The organism is Streptomyces sp. NPDC001594, assembly GCF_042893675.1.
Taxonomy (GTDB): Bacteria; Actinomycetota; Actinomycetes; order Streptomycetales; family Streptomycetaceae; genus Streptomyces.
The window spans coordinates 36612-54472 of sequence record NZ_JBIAVB010000014.1 but is presented as its reverse complement, the minus strand read 5'-3'; the positions used below and the strand labels follow the sequence as shown (position 1 = coordinate 54472).

The 17861-nt window shown below is 73.8% G+C and carries 14 protein-coding genes; 5 read left to right on the top strand and 9 right to left on the bottom strand.

Features of this window, described 5'->3' with window-relative positions; all coding sequences use genetic code 11:
• Positions 1-153: 153 nt before the first annotated feature.
• The 3 genes from ACFY0O_RS26165 (at position 154) to ACFY0O_RS26155 (ending at position 3572) form a co-directional block, all read left to right on the top strand.
• Positions 154-2175 (top strand): sensor domain-containing protein, encoded by a 2022-nt coding sequence (locus tag ACFY0O_RS26165; RefSeq protein WP_388950721.1) that lies wholly within the window; start codon positions 154-156, stop codon positions 2173-2175.
• The gene (locus ACFY0O_RS26160; protein ID WP_388950719.1) at positions 2139-2792 is read left to right on the top strand and encodes a LuxR C-terminal-related transcriptional regulator; all 654 of its coding nucleotides are present in this window, start codon (positions 2139-2141) and stop codon (positions 2790-2792) included. Before ACFY0O_RS26165 ends, ACFY0O_RS26160 begins: the two co-directional genes overlap by 37 nt.
• A gap of 153 nt (positions 2793-2945) precedes the next feature.
• On the top strand, positions 2946-3572 hold the full coding sequence (locus ACFY0O_RS26155; protein ID WP_388950716.1) for a VC0807 family protein: 627 nt from the start codon (positions 2946-2948) through the stop codon (positions 3570-3572).
• 5 nt (positions 3573-3577) lie between these two features.
• On the opposite strand, the gene xdhC is transcribed toward ACFY0O_RS26155, so the two are convergent.
• The 7 genes from xdhC to ACFY0O_RS26120 form a co-directional block, all read right to left on the bottom strand.
• A complete protein-coding gene (xdhC, locus tag ACFY0O_RS26150; RefSeq protein ID WP_388950713.1) occupies positions 3578-4396 on the bottom strand; it encodes a xanthine dehydrogenase accessory protein XdhC in 819 nt (272 codons plus the stop codon).
• Positions 4389-6758, bottom strand: a complete 2370-nt coding sequence (xdhB, locus tag ACFY0O_RS26145; RefSeq protein WP_388950710.1) for a xanthine dehydrogenase molybdopterin binding subunit — start codon at positions 6756-6758, stop codon at positions 4389-4391. Before xdhB ends, xdhC begins: the two co-directional genes overlap by 8 nt.
• Positions 6755-8284 (bottom strand): xanthine dehydrogenase small subunit, encoded by a 1530-nt coding sequence (locus ACFY0O_RS26140; protein ID WP_388950708.1) that lies wholly within the window; start codon positions 8282-8284, stop codon positions 6755-6757. Before ACFY0O_RS26140 ends, xdhB begins: the two co-directional genes overlap by 4 nt.
• 382 nt (positions 8285-8666) lie before the next feature.
• Positions 8667-10199, bottom strand: coding sequence for an alpha/beta fold hydrolase (locus ACFY0O_RS26135; RefSeq protein ID WP_388950705.1), 1533 nt, complete (start codon positions 10197-10199; stop codon positions 8667-8669).
• Positions 10200-10279: 80 nt separating this feature from the next.
• The gene (locus ACFY0O_RS26130; protein ID WP_388950702.1) at positions 10280-11830 is read right to left on the bottom strand and encodes an alpha/beta fold hydrolase; all 1551 of its coding nucleotides are present in this window, start codon (positions 11828-11830) and stop codon (positions 10280-10282) included.
• 838 nt (positions 11831-12668) lie between these two features.
• Positions 12669-14387 (bottom strand): acyl-CoA dehydrogenase family protein, encoded by a 1719-nt coding sequence (locus ACFY0O_RS26125; protein ID WP_388950700.1) that lies wholly within the window; start codon positions 14385-14387, stop codon positions 12669-12671.
• A gap of 39 nt (positions 14388-14426) precedes the next feature.
• Positions 14427-14990, bottom strand: a complete 564-nt coding sequence (locus ACFY0O_RS26120) for a PadR family transcriptional regulator (RefSeq protein WP_358898225.1) — start codon at positions 14988-14990, stop codon at positions 14427-14429.
• Between the two features lie 135 nt (positions 14991-15125).
• Between ACFY0O_RS26120 and ACFY0O_RS26115 the strand changes: the two genes are divergently transcribed.
• Positions 15126-15626 (top strand): GNAT family N-acetyltransferase, encoded by a 501-nt coding sequence (locus ACFY0O_RS26115; RefSeq protein WP_388950697.1) that lies wholly within the window; start codon positions 15126-15128, stop codon positions 15624-15626.
• A 5-nt stretch (positions 15627-15631) separates the two neighbouring features.
• Here ACFY0O_RS26115 and ACFY0O_RS26110 read toward each other — a convergent pair whose 3' ends face one another.
• On the bottom strand, positions 15632-16510 hold the full coding sequence (locus ACFY0O_RS26110; RefSeq protein ID WP_388951257.1) for a patatin-like phospholipase family protein: 879 nt from the start codon (positions 16508-16510) through the stop codon (positions 15632-15634).
• Between the two features lie 5 nt (positions 16511-16515).
• Positions 16516-16917 carry a VOC family protein gene (locus ACFY0O_RS26105; RefSeq protein ID WP_388950696.1) on the bottom strand — a complete coding sequence of 134 codons (402 nt, stop codon included), beginning with the start codon at positions 16915-16917 and terminating at the stop codon, positions 16516-16518.
• A gap of 196 nt (positions 16918-17113) precedes the next feature.
• On the opposite strand from ACFY0O_RS26105, the gene ACFY0O_RS26100 reads away from it, so the two are divergent.
• Positions 17114-17830 (top strand): WHG domain-containing protein, encoded by a 717-nt coding sequence (locus ACFY0O_RS26100; RefSeq protein WP_388950694.1) that lies wholly within the window; start codon positions 17114-17116, stop codon positions 17828-17830.
• The last annotated feature ends 31 nt before the right edge of the window (positions 17831-17861 follow it).

Genomic DNA, 17861 nt, shown 5'->3' with positions numbered 1-17861 from the left:
AGGCACCCTTTTCTGGAAGCGGGTCGATCGTGTGCGCCCTGGGGCGGTCGACCGCAATGATGCCTGCGGGGAGCCCTGTTGAACGAGGATTTTCCATCGGCGGGCGCAGCGCCTCGGCGGCCTGCCGTCGAACCCCCGTGCGAGACTGGCCCGATGCTCGCTTCGATCGCCGCCCGGGAAGAACGACGTGGGGGGCCGGCCGGGCTCCTGGTGGGGCTGTGGGCGGGTGTGGTGGCAGCGGGGCGGGGTGTCGTGCTCGTGCTGCTGGGGGTGTTCGGGGCGGTGGTGGCCCTGCCGGCCGGGGTGGCCGTGGGGCTGGGGGCGCCGCCGGGACTGCTGCGGTGGCTGCCGCGGTGGCGGCGGGTGCTGGCCGGGCGGTGGTCGGACGCCCCCGTCGGCGATCCCTACCTGCCGGAGCCGCCGGAGCCCCGGCCCCGTGAGGACGGGCTCTACCGCGACGGCAGGCGGCTGCACTCCTCCCCCGGCGCGGTGGCGCGCCGCCGGCGGGCGCGCCAGGCGCGGCGGGATCCCGCGACCGGGCGGGACCTGGCGTTCCTGTTGCTCGACCCGTTCGTCGGGGTGCCGGTGGCGGCGTTGCCCGTCGCGGCGGTGGCCGGTGGGCTGTACGGGCTGGGCGGGGCGTTGTGCCGCGCGGCCTGGGGCTCCGCCGCGCCGGGAACGGCGTGGGGCGGGGTCGCGGCGGTGGCCGGGGCCGGGCTGGTGGCGCTGGTGGCCGGGGTGACGGTGGGCCCGGCGGCGCTGTGGGTGCACGGGCGCTGGACGCGGTCGCTGCTGGGCCGCCGGGTGGCGCCGCCGGCGGCGGGCCCCGGGTGGGAGCCGGGCCGGCGGCTGCGGCTGCTGGGGGCCTGCGTGCTGCTGTCGCTGCTGGCGATGGTGGGCGCGGCGCTGGCCCTCGTACAGGTGGCGGCGCTGGTGGCCGGTGTGTGCACCGGGCTCGTGGTGCTCTTCCCGAAGGCCGTGGAGTCCTGTCGGCCCTTCGTCATGGCGGCCCGGCGGATGGCCGGGAGCCTGGCCGGGGTGGAGGTCCCGGCGCCCTACCGGCCCGCGCCCGAGCCGGTGCGGCGCGGTGCGGACGGCTTCCACCGCTACGGGCGGCGGCTGTACCGGACGCCGTACCTGGTACGGCAGTTGCAGCTGGTGCGGCACACCGCGCACGATCCGGCGGTGTGGCGGGACCTGCTGTGGGCGGCGGCCAACCCGGTGGTGAGCGCGGTGCTGCTGGCCGTCCCGTCGGCCCTCGCCGGTGTCGCGCTGTTCGGGCTCGTGGTGCCGGGCGTGCTGGACCTGGTGACCCGCGGCAGGGGCCCGTACGGCTTCTGGGACGCGGCTCTGCTGCGGCTGCCGGGCGGCGGGGTCCTGGTTGCACACCCGTGGGCGGCGGTCCCGGTGGGCGCGGCGCTGTTCGCGGCGGTGTCGTGGGCGGTCCCCCACGCGCTGCGGGCGCACGCCCGGTTCGCGGTGCTGCTGCTGCGGCCGACCCGGAACGCGCGGCTGACGCGGGAGGTGGAGCGGCTGACGGAGACCCGGGCGGACGCCACCGGCGTGCAGGCGGCCGAGCTGCGCCGGATCGAACGGGACCTGCACGACGGGGCCCAGGTGACCCTGGTGGCGATCGGGATGACACTGCGGCTGGTCGAGCGGCGGCTGGGCGAGGAGGCCCCGGAGCTGCGCGAGCTGGTGGCCGAGGCCCGCCGGCAGTCGTCCACGGCCCTGTCCCAGCTGCGGGACCTGGTGCGGGGCATCCATCCCCCGGTCCTCGCCGAGCGGGGCGTGGGCGACGCGGTGCGCGCGCTGGCGCTCGACCACCCGCTGGACGTCGAGGTGACGGTGGACGTCCCCGGCCGGCCGGAGGCACCGGTGGAGGCCTGCGCGTACTTCGCCGTGTGTGAGGTGCTCGCGAACGCCGCCAAGCACGCGGGGGCCTCCAGGGTGCGGATCGGCCTGCGCCACTCCGACGGGGTACTGCGGATCACGGTGGCCGACGACGGCCGGGGCGGGGCCGACCCGGCCGCGGGGACGGGCCTTTCGGGCGTGCGCCGGCGGCTGGGTACATTCGACGGAGAACTGTTCGTGAGCAGCCCCGTGGGCGGCCCGACCCTCGTGACCATGGAGTTGCCGTGCGTGTTGTCCTCGCCGAGGACCAGTTCCTGCTGAGGGAAGGACTGGTGCGGCTGCTGGAGTCGTACGGGTTCGAGGTCGTCGCGGCCGTCGACAACGGCCCCGCGCTGTCGCGGGCGTTGACGCTGCACCGGCCCGACCTCGCGGTGGTCGACGTACGCCTGCCGCCGACCTTCACCGACGAGGGGCTGCAGGCCGCGCTCGCGGCCCGCCGCGCGATACCGGGGCTGCCCGTCCTGGTGCTGTCGCAGCACGTGGAGCAGCTGTACGCGCGCGAGTTGCTGGCCGACGGCCGGGGCGGCATCGGCTACCTGCTCAAGGACCGGGTGTTCAGCGACGAGGAGTTCGCCGACGCCCTGCGCCGGGTGGCCGGCGGCGGGACCGCGATGGACCCGGAGGTGATCTCCAAGCTGGTGGCGCGGGGCGAACGCACGGGTCCGCTGGCCGCGTTGACCGGGCGCGAGCTCCAGGTGCTGGAGCTGATGGCGCAGGGGCGGTCCAACACGGGCATCGCGCAGGAGCTGCACCTGAGCGACAGCGCCGTGAGCAAGCACTCGGCGAGCATCTTCACCAAGCTGGAGCTGACGCAGGACACCAGTGACAACCGCCGGGTGCTGGCGGTGCTGTCCTACCTGAACGCCCCGCAGGACTGAGGGGCGGACGCGGCCGCGAGGGGTGCAGTTTTCTCCACCCCGGCTGTGCTCACAACTCCCTTACGCCGCTGATCGCCCGCCCCGTAGCGTCGAACCCGGACGACGGGCCGGGCAGCGGTCCGGCAGAGCGGGGAACAGGGCGGGGAGCACACGGTGATCACGGCGAAGGGCGCGAAGGACCCGAAGGCGGAGCTGGTCCGGACGGCTTTCATGGAGGTCGGCGTGCCGCTCGGCCTCTACTACGGGCTGCGTGCGGCCGGCCTCGGCCAGTGGCTCTCCCTGCTCGTCAGCGGCGCCCTCCCGCTGGCCCGGCTGGTCCTCCGGATGGCGAGGGAGCGCCGCGTCCCCACGGTCGCCCTCTTCACCCTGAGCGTCATGGCCTGCGGGACCGCCATCACGCTCGTCACCGGGGACGCCCGCCTGCTGCTGGCCCGGGAGAGCTACCTGACGGGCCTGCTCGGCCTGTGGATGATCGCCACCCTGTTCGCGAAGCGCCCCTTCATGTTCGCCACGATGGTCAGGATGCTGCCGGAGGAGACGGCCGGCACCTGGCACGCGCACTGGGAGCGGCACGCCCGCTTCCGGAGCGTGATGCGCTGGATGTCGGTGGCCTGGGGTGCTTCCTTCCTGATCGACTCCACCGCCCGCGTGGTCATGGCGTACACCCTGCCGGTCGACCTCGTGCCCGTGCTCTCCGTGATCCTGCTGGTGGGCATGCTGATGGCCGTCGTCAAGGTCAGCCGGGCCTACGGGCGGCGGATGATGGAGCAGCTCTCCTGAAGGGGTCAGGCCCTTTCGCGTTCGAAGGTGCGCAGGAGGTCCGCGGCGACGCCGACCGCGATCGCGGCGGGTTCCTTGCCGGTGATCTCCGTCAGGCCGATCGGGGTCTTGATCCGGTCGATCGCCGCCTCGTCGTGGCCGCCCTCGGTGGACAGGCGGTGGCGGAACCGGGCCCATTTGGCGGCCGAGCCGATCAGGCCGATCGTGCCCAGGCCCGGGGTGCGCAGGGCGGCGTCGCACAGGGCGGCGTCCTCGGCATGGTCGTGGGTCATGATCAGGACGTGGGTGCCGGGGGCCAGTTCGGCGAGGACCTCCTCGGGGAGCAGCGGGGTGTGGTGGACGTGGACCTGCGCCACCGCGTCCGCGAGCACGCCGAGCCGGTCGTCGGTGAGCTGGCCTGGGCGGGTGTCGACCAGGTGGAGGTCGAGGTCGAAGCGGGCCAGGATGCGGGCCAGTTCCAGTCCCACGTGCCCGACCCCGAAGACGGCCACGGCCGGGACCACCGGCAGCGGTTCGAGCAGGACGCTGACGGCTCCCCCGCAGCACTGCACGCCGTGCCGGCCGGTGACCTTGTCGTTGAGGGCGAATTCCATCAGTTCCGGTTCCGCGCCGGGGGTGGCGAGCACCTCGCGGGCCCGGTCGATGGCGACGGCCTCGATGTTGCCGCCGCCGACCGAGCCCCAGGTCTCGGTCCGTCCGACGACGAGTTTGGCTCCGGCCTTGCGGGGGGCGTGGCCGCGCACGGTCGCGACGGTGACGAGCGCGCCGGGTTCCCGGCGCGCCCGCAGCCGCGCGACCGCGGCCACCCAGGTGAGGTCAGGCATTGCTCAGGGCGCTCGTGCCGACGGGCCGGGGGGTCCCGGCGGCGCGGGCCGCCTCGATCGCCCAGTACACCGCTTCCGGGGTCGCCGGGGAGGCGAGTTCCACGGCGGCCCCGGCGGGTCCGAAGGCCGCGGCGGCCTGCCGCAGTGCCTCGCGCACCGAGAACGCCAGCATCAGCGGGGGCTCTCCGACCGCCTTCGAGCCGTAGACCGCCCCTTCCTCGGTGGCGTTCGTCAGCAGCGTGACGTGGAACTCCTCGGGCATCTCGGAGAAGCTCGGCAGCTTGTAGGTGCTGGCGGCCTGGGTGAGCAGCCGGCCGCGGTTCGGGCCGTCGCCGGTGTCCCAGCGCATGTCCTCCAGGGTCAGCCAGCCCGCGCCCTGGACGAAGCCGCCCTCGACCTGGCCGATGTCGATCATCGGGGACAGGCTGTCGCCGACGTCGTGCACGATGTCCACCCGGCGGATGCGGTACGCGCCCGTGAACCCGTCCACCTCCACCTCGGTGGCGGCGGCCCCGTGGGCGAAGTACTTGAACGGCGATCCCCGGAAGGCCTTCGCGTCCCAGTGCAGCCCCTCGGTGCGGTAGAAGCCGGCCGCCGAGAGCTGGACGCGCTGGAGGTAGGCGGTGCGCACGAGGTCGTCCCAGGCCAGTTCCCGGTCGCTGCCCAGGGCGCGGGCGACGCCGTCGACGATGCGCACGTCCGGGGCGTTGACGCCCAGCTGGGTGCCGGCCACCTCCAGCAGGCGGGCGCGCAGCTGCTCGCAGGCGTTCTTCACGGCCGCGCCGTTGAGGTCCGCGCCGGCGCTGGCGGCGGTGGCGGAGGTGTTGGGCACCTTGTCGGTGCGCGTCGGTGCCAGCCGCACCTTGTGCAGGGGGATGCCCAGGGCGGTCGCGGCCACCTGGATCATCTTGGTGTGCAGGCCCTGGCCCATCTCGGTGCCGCCGTGGTTGATCAGGACCGAGCCGTCCTTGTAGATCAGCACGAGTGCGCCGCCCTGGTTGAAGGCGGTGAGGTTGAAGGAGATGCCGAACTTGATGCCGGTGAGCGCGAGGGCCCGCTTGGTGTGCGGGTGCGCGGCGTTGAAGGCGGCGATCTCGCGCCGCCGGTCGGCCAGGCCGCCGTTCTCCTTGACCTGCTCCCAGACGGCGGAGATCCGTCCGGGGTGGGTGACCGGCTGCCCGTAGGGGGTGTGCTGGCCCTCCCGGTAGAAGTTGCGTTCCCGCAGTTCCGTCGGGTCGAGGCCGAGCAGCGGCGCGCACCGGCCCATGATGTCCTCGATCACGAGCATGCCCTGGGGGCCGCCGAAGCCGCGGAAGGCGGTGTTGGAGACCTTGTGGGTCTTGGCGATGCGGCCGGCGACGCGGGCGTGGGGGATCCAGTAGGTGTTGTCGATGTGGCAGAGGGCGCGGGCCACCACCGGCTCGGACAGGTCCAGGCTCCAGCCCCCGTCCGCCGTCAGGGTGGCGTCCAGGGCCTGGATGCGGCCTTCGGCGTCGAAGCCGATCTTCCAGGCGGCGTGGAAGCCGTGCCGCTTGCCCGACATGGTCAGGTCCTGGGTCCGGTTGAGGCGGACCCGGACGGGCCGGCCGGTGAGCCGGGCGCCGAGGGCGGCGACGGCCGCGAAGCCGTGCGGCTGCATCTCCTTGCCGCCGAAGCCGCCGCCCATGCGCAGGCACTGCACGGTCACCTCGTGGCTGTGCAGGCCGAGGACGTGGGCGACGATCTCCTGGGTCTCCGAGGGGTGCTGGGTGCTGCTCTGGACGAAGACCTGCCCGGCCTCGTCGATGTGGGCGAGCGCCGCGTGGGTCTCGAGGTAGAAGTGCTCCTGTTCGGAGAACTGGAACTCGCCGGTGAACACGTGGACGGAGTCGGCGAATCCGGCGTCGACGTCGCCGGCCACCATCATGGGCCGGGCTCCGTGGAAGCTCTCGGCGGCGATCGCCTCCGCCAGCGTGACGATCGAGGGCTGTTCGTCGAGTTCCACCTCGACGGCCGCCGCACCGAGCCGGGCCGCTTCCAGGGTCTCGCCGAGCACCCATGCGACGGCGTGGCCGTGGAACATGACCGTGTCGGGGAAGAGGGGTTCGTCGTGCTTCATGCCGGCGTCGTTGACTCCGGGCACGTCGGCGGCGGTCAGCACGCGGACCACGCCGGGCACGGCGAGCGCGGCCCCGGTGCGCAGGGCGGTGATCCTGCCGTGGGCCTTCATCACCTGGACCGGGTGGGCGTGCAGGACGTCCTTGGTGCGGTGGACCAGGTCGTCGGTGTAGAGGGCGGCGCCGGTGACGTGCAGGTTGGCGCTCTCGTGCGGCAGGGGAAGTCCGACGGCGGGCTTCTCGGGGCGCTGGGACAACTGGCTCACGAAGAAACCGCCTCGGTGGTCTGGGCGTACAGCTTGAGAAGGCTCTGGCCGAGCATGGCGGAGCGGTAGCCGGCGCTGGCGCGGTGGTCGTCCATGGGGGTGCCCTGGGTCCTGAGCACCTCGGCCGCGGCCTGGACGGTCTCGGCCGTCCACGCCCTGCCCTCCAGGGCGGCCTCGGTGGCGAGGGCGCGGATCGGGGTGGCGGCCACGCCGCCCAGGCCGATGCGCGCCTTGCTGACGGTCCCGTCCTGGATGTCGAGGGCGAAGGCGACGGCCACGCTGGAGATGTCGTCGAACCGCCGCTTGGCGATCTTGTGGAAGGCCGTGACGGGCGACAGCGGCAGCGGGACGCGTACGGCGCGGATCAGCTCGCCGGGGCGGCGCACGCTCTGCCGGTAGCCGGTGAAGTAGTCGCAGAGGGGGACTTCGCGTTCCCCGTCGGCGCCGGCGAGCAGCACCGACGCCTCCAGGGCGAGCAGGACCGGCGGGCTGTCGCCGATGGGCGAGCCGGTGCCGAGGTTGCCGCCGAGGGTGGCGCTGTTGCGGATGAGGCGGGAGGCGAACTGGGGGAACAGCTCGGCCAGGAGGGGCACGGCGCCGTCGAGGCGGCGTTCGATCTCGGTGAGGGTCTGTGCGGCGCCGATCTCCACGTGGTCGGATCCGACGTGCAGGGTGCGCAGTTCGGGCAGCCGGTCGACGGCGATGACGCAAGGGGCCCGGCGGGAGCGGATGTTGACCTCGACGCCCCAGTCGGTGCTGCCGGCGACGACGACCGCCGCGGGCCGCTCACGCAGCAGCTCCAGGGCTTCGGCGAGGCTGCCGGGCCGCAGGAAGCTGCTGTCGTCGCGGGTGTAGGCGGTGGCGGCCGGGGCGGGCGGGGACTGATCGCGGCGCCGGGCGAGCGGGTCGTCCCCGGCGGGCGTGCCCACGGCGAACGCGGCGTCGCGGATGGGGCGGTAGCCGGTGCAGCGGCACAGGTTCCCGCTGAGGGCGTGCAGGTCGAAGCCGTTCGGGCCGTGCTCCGCGTCGCCGTGTTCGGGGTCGCCGTGGTCGAGGCGGTGCGCGGAGCCGTGCGCGGCGTCGGTGTCCTCGGCCGGGGTGGCGTGGGCGCAGCGGCCGGGGCGGTAGTACTCGGCGGCCATGCTGCAGACGAACCCCGGGGTGCAGTAGCCGCACTGGGAGCCGCCGCGGACCGCCATCTCCTCCTGCACGGGGTGCAGGGCGGGCGGGGTGCCGGGCTCGCCGGGGGTGGCGAGGCCCTCGGAGGTGATGACCTCCTGGCCGTCGAGGGCCGCGGCCGGGACCAGGCAGGCGTTGACCGCCACCCAGTCGGTGGGCTTGTCCACCCCGGGCCGGGCCACCAGGACCGAACAGGCCCCGCATTCGCCCTCGGCGCAGCCCTCCTTGGTGCCGGTCAGCCCGCGCTCACGCAGGAAGTCCAGGGCCGTGGTGTGGGGGGCGGCCGGTGCGAGCGGGGTTTCCCTCCCGTTGACCGTGATGAAGGGTGTGGGTGTACTGGTCGCCATATTTCAGGAGCTTTCTCTTTCGGTGGCGCAGCTCGAAGAACCCGGGCGTCGAGGAGCCCGGGGAGCGCACGTCGGCACGCGTCGGCGTACCGCAGGCGGGGTGTGGGAAAAAAAGGGGCCGGGGCCGCGATCGGGCGCACCGGGAGGGAGGGGCCGTTCAGCAGCCGTGGGCTACACGGCCGGGCGCCCAGGCGACCTCGTGGGCAGGGCGCGGCGGCGCGGAGACGGTCGGCATCCGACGTCGCCTCCTTCCCTGAGCTCACGAGTCGTTCGGCCCGAAGCTACGTCGCCGCCGGTTGATCGGTCAAGCATGTGTTCCGGCATGTGGTCCGCTGTCACTCCGGATGGTGGCCCCGCGGGGGTCCACCGGTGCGTCGGCGGCTCAGGGGCCGGTGTCGAAGGCGGGGGGCTTGAGGCCCTTGAGGCATCGGGTGTCGGGGGCCGTCGGGGTGTCGAAGAAGGAGACCGCGATGGTCTGGGCGCACTTCGAGGTGGCGAAGACCACGTGCGGCTCGTAGGGGACGGTGACGACGGTGGCCTTGCTCAGGGTGCGGGCGACGTAGGTGCCGTTGGCCGCTCCGGTCTGGGAGTCGAAGCCGCCCGAGAGGGCCAGGGTGGGGATGTCGCTCGTGGTGGCGTCCCGGATCGAGCGCGGCGCGGCGGGGACGTTCCAGGTGTCGCAGTCCTGGTGCAGATAGGCCAGCTGCGGCGACTGGGACTGGACCGAGCGCGGGAAGGACGGGAAGGCCTCCTCGCCGCCGCGCAGGGCCGCGTCCCGGGCCTCGTACGGGGTCCACTCGCTGCAGAAGACTCCGTAGACGAGTCCGTGGGAGAGCCGGCCGACCGCCTGGGGGCTGTACTTGCCGACCGACCACTGCTGGGCGATCCGCTGGGGCTTGCCGTGGTCCAGTTCGTCGAGGGCGCGGGGCACCTGGGCGGCGACGTGGGTGGCGGAGGTCAGCCAGTTCACCAGGGCCGTGCCGTCGAGGACCACCTTCACCTGCCGGTGGGTGTCGGGCAGGGTGACGGTGGTGGTGACCGGCTTGGCCTGGAGTTCGCGCACGAGGCGTTCGAAGGTGGCCGGCAGGTTCGGGTAGCGGTCGTTGCAGGCGGGCTGCTCGGCGCAGGCCTTGAACAGGCCGTCGAAGCCCTGCTTGGCGGCGCTCCAGGTCAGGGCCTCGCCGGAGGTGGAGGGCGGCAGGATGCCGTCGATGCCGACCGAGCGGATCCCTTGCGGGTGCAGGCGCATGGTGACGAGGGCCAGCTGGGTGCCGTAGGAGATGCCGTACAGGTTCCACTGCGGGACGCCGAGCGCGGTGCGCAGGTCCGCGAGGTCGGCGGAGCTCTCGGTGTCGTTGTAGGCGCCGAGGTCGGCCCCGAGTCCGGTCAGCCGGTCGCGGCAGGTCTTCGTGGCCTGGAGGTGCTCGCGCTCGGTGGCGGGCGAGTCGGCGACGAGGCCGGTCGCGCGTGCGTTGAACTCGTCGATGTTCGGGCAGGTGAGCGCGGGATCGGCGGAGTACGTGCCGCGCTGGGACATGAAGATCACGTCGCGGTCGCGGTTGAGGCCGCCGTCGACGGCCATCTTCGCCTCGCCGACGGCGTCGTCCCCGGGGCCTCCGGCGAGCCAGACGATCGGGTCGGGCTGCGGCTTCGCGGCGAGCGCCGGCACGATCGCCACCCCGAGCCTGATCGTCCGGCCGCCCGGCTTCGCACGGTTCTCGGGGACGGTGAGCGTTCCGCAGCGGGCCCCGGCGAGCTCGGCGACCGGCTCGGGCGTCCTGGGGCAGGCGCCCGGTGTGTAGCGGGCGGCGCCGGCGGTCCCGGCGACGCTGCCGAGGGGCGCCGGGCCCGGGGAGGGGGCGCCGTGCGCGGGGAGCGCGAACAGGCCGGTGACGAGGATTCCGGTCGCCGCCACGGCCGGCGTGGCACGCAGCCGCCGAACGCCGCGGCGACGGGGAACGCGTTGGGGAGCCATGTGCCCTCCCGGTTGCTCGGTCACTTGGGGGTGATCGTGAACGGCTCCCACCGGAGGCCGGCCACGCAGGCGATGTCGGGCGCGGTGGGACGGTCGAGGAAGGAGGCCAGCACCTTCTGGGCGCAGGGTGACTGCGGGACCGTCCAGTGTCCGACGCCGGGAATGCGCACGAGGGTGGAGTGGGGCAGCGTACGGGCCGCCTTCTGCGCGAACGCCGCCCCGGTCTTCATGTCGGCGGTCCCGTTGAGGAAGAGCACGGGCACCGGGCTGCTGGTGGGCACGCGTTGGGCGGCCGCACGGTCGGGAACCTTCCAGATGCCGCACATAGCGTTCTGGAAGGCCAGTTGGGGCGCCTGCGCCTGGACCGCTTCCGGCCAGTCCGGGAAGGCCCTGCGGCCCGCGGCCAGCACCTCGGACGACGGGTGGCCCGGGGCCCATTCGGCGCACACCACGGACTGCGTCAGGCCGTGGGCGTTCTGGCCGGTGTCCTCGACCGAGCCTGCGGCGCGGGCCCGGGCGAAGCGCTCGGGACGCCCGCGCCCGAGTTCGTCGACGGCCGCCGGGACGTCGGCGATCGGGAGTGCCTTGGCGACGAGGAGGTTGATCACCGCGCCGGCGTCGAGGACGACTTTCACCGGGTCCCCGCCCTGCGGCGGGCGGACGTCCAGGGTCAGCGGCTGGGCGTCCAGCTTGCGCATCTGCTCGTCGAGGGTGCGCCGGAGGTCGGGGTAGCGGCTCTTGCAGCGGGGTTCGGCCGCGCAGGCCCGGTAGAGGTTTTCGAGCCCCTCCTTGGCGCTGTCCCAGGCGAAGGGCAGGGAGACGTACTGCGGCGGGGCCGCCGAGTCGAGCGCCACCGCGCGGATCCCCTGGGGGTGCAGCCGCAGGTAGGTCAGGGCCAGGTCGCTGCCGTAGGAATGGCCGTACACGTTCCACTGCTTGAGGCCGAGCGCGGTCCGGAGGTCGGCGAAGTCGGCCGCGTTCTCCGTGCTGTTGTAGGCGCCCAGGTCGGTACCGTCCGCCGTGAGGCGGTCCCGGCAGCGTTTCACCGCGTCGAGCGCCAGGCGCTCGGTCGAGGGCGCGTAGGAGGAGAGGCCCACGGATTGGGCGTAGAAGCGGTCCAGTTCCGGACAGGCCAGGTTGGGCTGGTCGTAGCGGTTGCCGCGCTGCGCCATCACGATCAGATCGCGGTCCCGGTTCAGTCCCGACCCGACCAGGAACGGGAGGTCGTCGAACGTCTCGCCGCCGGGGCCGCCGGACATGAACACCACGGGGTCCTGGCCGGGCTTGGCGGAGACGGCCGGGACGACCGCCACGGCCAGCTTTATGGTCCGGCCGCCGGGCCGGGAGCGGTTCTCGGGCACCTCCAGGGTTCCGCACTTCGCGGTGGCCAGCGCCTCGATCGGCTCGGGCGTCTTCGGGCAGGGCCCGGGGACGTACCGGGCGGGGGCGGCGGGGTCGGCGGTCCCGGCCCGGGAGGGTGCCGCGGTGGCGGTGCCGGCCGCCGGGCCGAAGGCTCCGAGGCAGACCAGTGCGGCCGCTGCGGCCGCCGCGCTGAGGGGGTGCTGTGCCATACGATCCCGCTCCTCTTCCGGGCACCTGCTTCCGGATCCTCGGCTGCCCACCCGTTGCGGAGGCGCCGCGAGGGGTGGGGCGGAACGTACGCATTCGACGCTACCGGGTCCCCCGGACGGCCGCACTCCGGCGGCCGTCCGGCCCGGTGCGGTACGGCTCCCCCTACGGAACCGGCTGCTGCTGGGTGACGCAGTGGATGCCGCCGCCGCTCGACGGCCATGCGCGTGCCGTCGGCGGCGGTGGCGGCGGACAGCACCTGGTCCCCGACGGGCGTCCTTGGCGAAGGCGTCCGCGTCCGTGGCCAGGGGCATCTGGACCACGGCCCGGCCGGAGGCGAGGAAGCGCGAGGTCGCGCCCACGTGGTCGTCCGCGCCGCCCGCCCCCACCACCCCGGCGGCGGTTGAAGTCCAGGCCGACGGCGTCGAGGCCGCAGGAGCCGTCGGTGCGGAAGACCGGGCCGCTGTCGCGCGTCCAGCAGTCGTCGACCGGGATCGAGGTGATCACGGACCTGGCGATGGTCCTGGCGATCAGGGCGATGTCCGCCTGGACCCCGGAGAGCGCGCCGCCCCAGATGGAGCCGCTGTCCGGGAAGGCCATCCAGGTGCGGGTGTGGCGGACGTCCTCGGCCGGTACGCGGAAGGTGGCCGCGCCCTCGGGCCGGTTCACCACGTGGTCGACCTGCCGCGGCCCGACCTGGACCGGATCACGGGCCGCGGCGACGACTTCGTGTCCGCCTACGCCTGCTCCACCCACGACCAGCCGGCAAGCCGGCCGCCTGACGGGCCGCCGGCCGGACCGGGGGCCGTGCCCCGGGCCCGGCCGGCGGGCCGGTTTCCGTTACGGCGCCATCTCGTAGGCGCCCGAGAGGGCCTCGACGCGCTCCCAGATGCGGGCCGCGCGGGCCTCGTCGACGACCGGGCGGCGCACCGCGCCCAGCGCCCAGGCCTGCTGCGCCCCGGTCGCGGAGTCCTTGCCGTGCAGTTCGACGGCGTGGCCGGAGAAGTCGCGGACGAGGACGGAGAACAGCTCGTCGAGGACGTCGCGGTCCAGGTCCGTCAGGCGCGCCTGCTCCAGGATCAGCTGGCCGTGCACCACCAGGGCGAACAGCTGGCCGACGGAGAGCAGGAAGTCGAGGTCGCGGCTCTGCGCCTCGTCGGGGGCGATGGTGGCGACGAACTCGCACAGGGCGTCGGCCTGTTCGCGGAACCGGGCGACGTTCGGCAGGTCGGCGTACGCGTCGTAGGCGGGCCGCCAGTCGTGGAAGCGTACGGAGCCCAGGCCGCGGGCGGGGCCCTGCCGGAAGAGGAAGTCGTCGTCGGCCGCGTCGAGGCGGGTCGGCACGGCCGGGTAGTCGACCGGCTCCAGCAGGTGGTTGCGCATGAACTTGAGGATCAGCGCGAGGTTGACGTGGACGGTGCCCTCGAGCTTGGGCAGGCCGCGGATCTCGACGGCGGCGTTGGCGAAGTAGGTGTCCTTCTCGAAGCCCTTGGCGGCGATGACGTCCCACATCAGGTCGATGACCTTCTCGCCCTCCGTGGTCACCTTCATCTTCGTCATCGGGTTGAAGAGGAGGTAGCGGCGGTCCTCGGGACCGGCGGAGCGGAAGTAGTCCACGGCGCGGTCGCTGAACAGCTTCATGCCGACGAGGCGCACGTAGGCGTCGGCCAGTTCGCGGCGCACGTGGGGGAAGGCGGTGACCGGGCGGCCGTAGAGGACCCGGTTCTGCGCGTGGGTGACGGCCTCGTACATCGCGTGCTCGCAGATGCCGATGGAGGCGGTGCAGAGGTTGAACTTGCCGACGTTGACGGTGTTCAGGGCGGCGTCGAAGGCGGCGCGGCCGGTGTGCAGCACGTCCTCGGCGGCGACCGGGTAGCGCTCCAGGCGGAACTCGCTGACGTACTTCGAGGAGTGGACCACGTTCTGGACGAGGCCGTACGCGGGGTGGCGGCTGTCGGCGGCGAAGAAGACGTAGCCGTCCGGGCCCTCGATGTCGGTGCGGCGGCCGAAGACGGAGACCAGTCCGGCTGCGTTGCCGTTGCCGATGTAGTACTTGGAGCCGGTCGCGAGGAAGCCGCCGTCGCCGTCGGGCTCCAGGAGCATGTCGGTGGAGTAGATGTCGGCGCCGTGGGTGCGCTCGGACAGGCCGAAGGCGAACACCTCGCCCTGGGCCAGCAGTTCGGCGGCGCGGGCGCGGGCGGCGGCGTTGTCGCTCTGCCAGACCGGGCCGAGGCCGAGGATGGTCACCTGCCAGGCGTACCAGTAGTCGAGGCCGTAGAAGCCGAGGATCTCGTTGAGGGCGGCGATGCGGGCCGTGTCCCAGCGCTGGTCCGCGCGGCCGGCGGCGGAGGCCGGGGTGAGGAAGGTGGCGAACAGGTCTTCCTTGGCGGCGAAGGCGAGGAAGTCCGCGAGCCAGGCGCGGGTGCGGTAGTCCTCCAGCAGCCGGCGCTTGCCGCGCTCCTCGAACCAGTCCACGGTGGCGCGCAGCAGGCGGCGGGTCTCGGGGTCGAAGTGCGCGGGGTCGTAGGTGCGCGGGTTGAACAGCAGGGAGTCGGCCATGAGGGGTCGCCTTCCGGGGAGTAGTGACGGGTCGTGCGGTCAGGCGGGCGGGGTCGCGCCGATGCGGTGGAGGGTGGCGAGGACGTCGTCCAGCCAGGCGACGGTCATCCGCTCGTACGCGATGCCGCCGCGCAGCACGGCGTGCTGGAGCTCCTGCCCGGCGTCGAGCGGGGCGGGGGCTTCGGGGCCGGTGAAGTCGCGCCGCTCGCCCGCCAGGTAGTGGGCGAGGCGGTCGCTGTGGGCGCGGTGGTGGCGTTCGACCTCGCGGATCAGGGCGGCGGGTTCGTCGAAGGCCGCCCCGCGGATCTTCACGGCGAGCTCGTGGCGCATGCTCTCGGGTTCGATCGGCTCGTGCAGCCATCGGGCGAGGGCGGCGCGGCCGGGCGCGGCGACGGAGTACTCCTTCTTGTCCGGCCGCCCCTGCTGGGGCACCTCGCGGACGGTGAGCAGGCCGTCGGCGGCCATGCGGCCGAGGACGCGGTAGATCTGCTGGTGCGTGGCGGTCCAGAAGTAGCCGATGGACCGGTCGAACCGCCGGGCCAGTTCGTATCCGGAGCCCGGCATCTCCAGGAGGGAGACGAGGATCGCGTGGTCGAGCGCCATGCCCCGAATCTTTCTATGCAACTCGTTGCATAGACAAGTGCCGCCGCGCGGGTGAGACACGGCTCACCCGCTTCCCGCCCGGGCCGCCGCCAAATCGTTTGCCGCCCCGGTGGCGGCTGGATAGCGTCGCCGTCCATGACCCCCACCCTGCGTACCGAGCGCCTGCTGCTGAGCCCCTACGTCCCCGCGGACGAGGAGGATTTCGTGGCCCTGTTCCAGGACACGAGGGTGTCCCGGTGGATGGGCGACGGGCCCGTCCCCGAGGAGGAGGACCGGGCCCTGTTCGGCCGGATCTTCACCAAGGTCTACGCCGGGGACCTCTTCGACGTCTGGGCCGTCCGCCGCGACGGCGAGCTGGTCGGGCACGCCGAGATCAAGCGGACCGACGCGGTCGACGGCCACGAGATCGTCTACGCGCTGGCCCCCGCGGCCTGGGGTGCGGGGCTGGGGACCGAGCTGGCGCGTGCCCTGGCGGAGTACGGCTTCGAGACCCTCGGCCTCCCCGAGGTGCACGCCACGGTGGCCGCGGCGAACGGCGCCTCGCTGGCCTTGCTGGAACGGCTCGGCTTCGAGCACGTCCGGGACGTCACGGAGGACGACGGCAGCACCACCCGCGTGCTGACCCGGCGCGCCTGAAGGGGTCACCCGGACCGGGGACCGGTCCAGGCGGCAAGGAGCCGCCCGTGCTCGGCGGCGGCCTGCGCGCGTCCCGCCCGGAAGGAGGGAGCCCATGCCGCGCGGTCGCCCGGGTCGGTGCCGAAGGCGCGGACCGAGGCCTCGTCCGGCACGACGGTGAGCACGGTCCGCGCGGCCAGGGCGGCGTGCGCCTGCCGGTGCGGCTCTCGCGGGTGCTGATGGGCGAGCGGTTCGACGACGACGAGCGTGCGGGCCCCCCGGGCCAGGTCCGCGTTGCTGCCCTCGCGCAGCGCGCCGTCCATGTAGTGCCGGTCACCGACGGCGACCGGTGGCGCCGTGCCGGGAAAGGCACTGCTCGCGGCGACCGCGTGGACCAGGGGCACGCCGCTGTCGCGGTCCCAGACCACGGGTTCGCCGCTCGCCGCGTCCACGGCCGTGATCAGAAGACGGCGCTGCGGCCAGGCGTCCGTGCCGATCAGCTCGCGACGACCGGTCAGCAGCGCCTGCTGCGCGCGCGGGTCGGCCGTCTCCAGCGCGATCCGTCCCACCCGGCGCCGGGCCTCCTCCGGTGCCAGGCCCGGGGTGCCGAGCACGGCGAACACCTCGGCCGTCCGCCCCGGGTCCGGTCCGGCGGGCCGGGGGCGGCCGCCGCTCAGCGGGTCGGCGAGGCGGGCGAGGCCGTCCTCGGCACCGAGCGCGGCCGCCACGATCGCGCCGGCCGAGGTGCCGACGACCAGGTCCGCCTCGCCCAGGTCCAGGCCCTGGTGACGCAGACCGTGGGCCAGTCCGGCCGTCCAGGCGGTGCCGGCGACCCCGCCCGGCCCGAGCACGAGCGCCCGGTCGATCGGGTACTCGGTGTCCTGCCGTTCGGCGATGTCCGACATGCGGATCACGCCGCCGCGATCGGCGTGAGGAAGATCCAGACGTGGCCGAACGGATCGCGCAGCATCGACTGCCGCGCGCCGTAGGGCATGTCGGCCGGGGCCCTCAGCAGTTCGGCGCCGCTGCTCACCGCCGTCGCGGTCAGGCCGTCCACGTCCGGCACGTACACGTGGAGCGCCACGGGCGTTCCGCCCTGGTCCGGGGTCGAGAACGGGACGTCGACGTCGCCGAGCATCAGGGTGGAGCCGTGGATGCCGATCTCGGCGTGCGCGATCCGCCCGGCGTCGCCTTCGAGCCGGACGAGCTCGACGGCGCCGAACGCCTCCGCGTAGAACTCGATCGCCGCGGCGGCGCCGTCGAGCATGATGTGCGGAATGACGGTCTGCTTGTGGTGCTGGGGTATCTCCATGTGGATCACCGTAGGACGGCGGAGGGTCGCCGGAGATCGGCCTGCGGCCGTATCGGCCCTACGACCTTGGGCTTAGGCGGTTTCGGACCAGGCCGGGCAGAAGCCCCGAACCGCCGTGGCCGGATCCCGGCGGTCCGCCCGGCTCGCTCCCGGTGCTGTGGCCACGGCTGTTCGGGGCGGCGGGTACGGTTCCGGCATGGACGTTTCAGCAATCAGTTCGAACGGCGCCGGCCCGGACCCGGCGGAGACGATCAAGGAGACCGCCCGCCGGCAGCTGGTGGAACTGGGAGCCGCGGGGCTGTCCCTGGAGGGCGTGGCCCGTGCGTCCGGGCTCGGCCTCGCCGACGTGGAGGCCGTCTTCGCGCACCGGGACGACCTGCTGACCGCGCTGGTCGTGGACGCCTACGACGCCTCCGGCGCGGCGATGGAGGCGGCCGACACGGCCGGCGCCCCGGCGGGGGCGCGGCTGCTCGCCGTCACGCGCGCGCTGCGGCGGTGGTCCTTCGCCCACCCCGGCGAGTTCACGCTGATCTACGGTTCTCCCGTGCCGGGCTACCACGCCCCGCAGGACACCGTCCCGGCCGCCGCGCGGACCCCCGCCGTGCTCGCCGGTATCGTCCGGGCCGCGCTGGAGGGCGGTGAACTGACCCCGCCGCGGCGCGCGGTGCCCGGGCCCCCGCTGCTGCTGCCGGCCGCGGTCGAAGCCTTCGGCGGCGTGCCCGAGGCCCCGTTCTCGGACATCGTCGAGCGCGGCATCGTGCTGTGGAGCAGCCTCATCGGGCTCCTGGTGTTCCAGGTCTTCAGCCGCACCCACGACAGCGTCAAGGACGAGGCCGCGTACTTCGACTACGCCATCGCCGTGGCGGCCGAGAGCATCGGGCTCGAGGTCCCGCTCGGCGGACCCACCGACTGACCCCCACACTGCCGCCCCTCGCGACACCCTG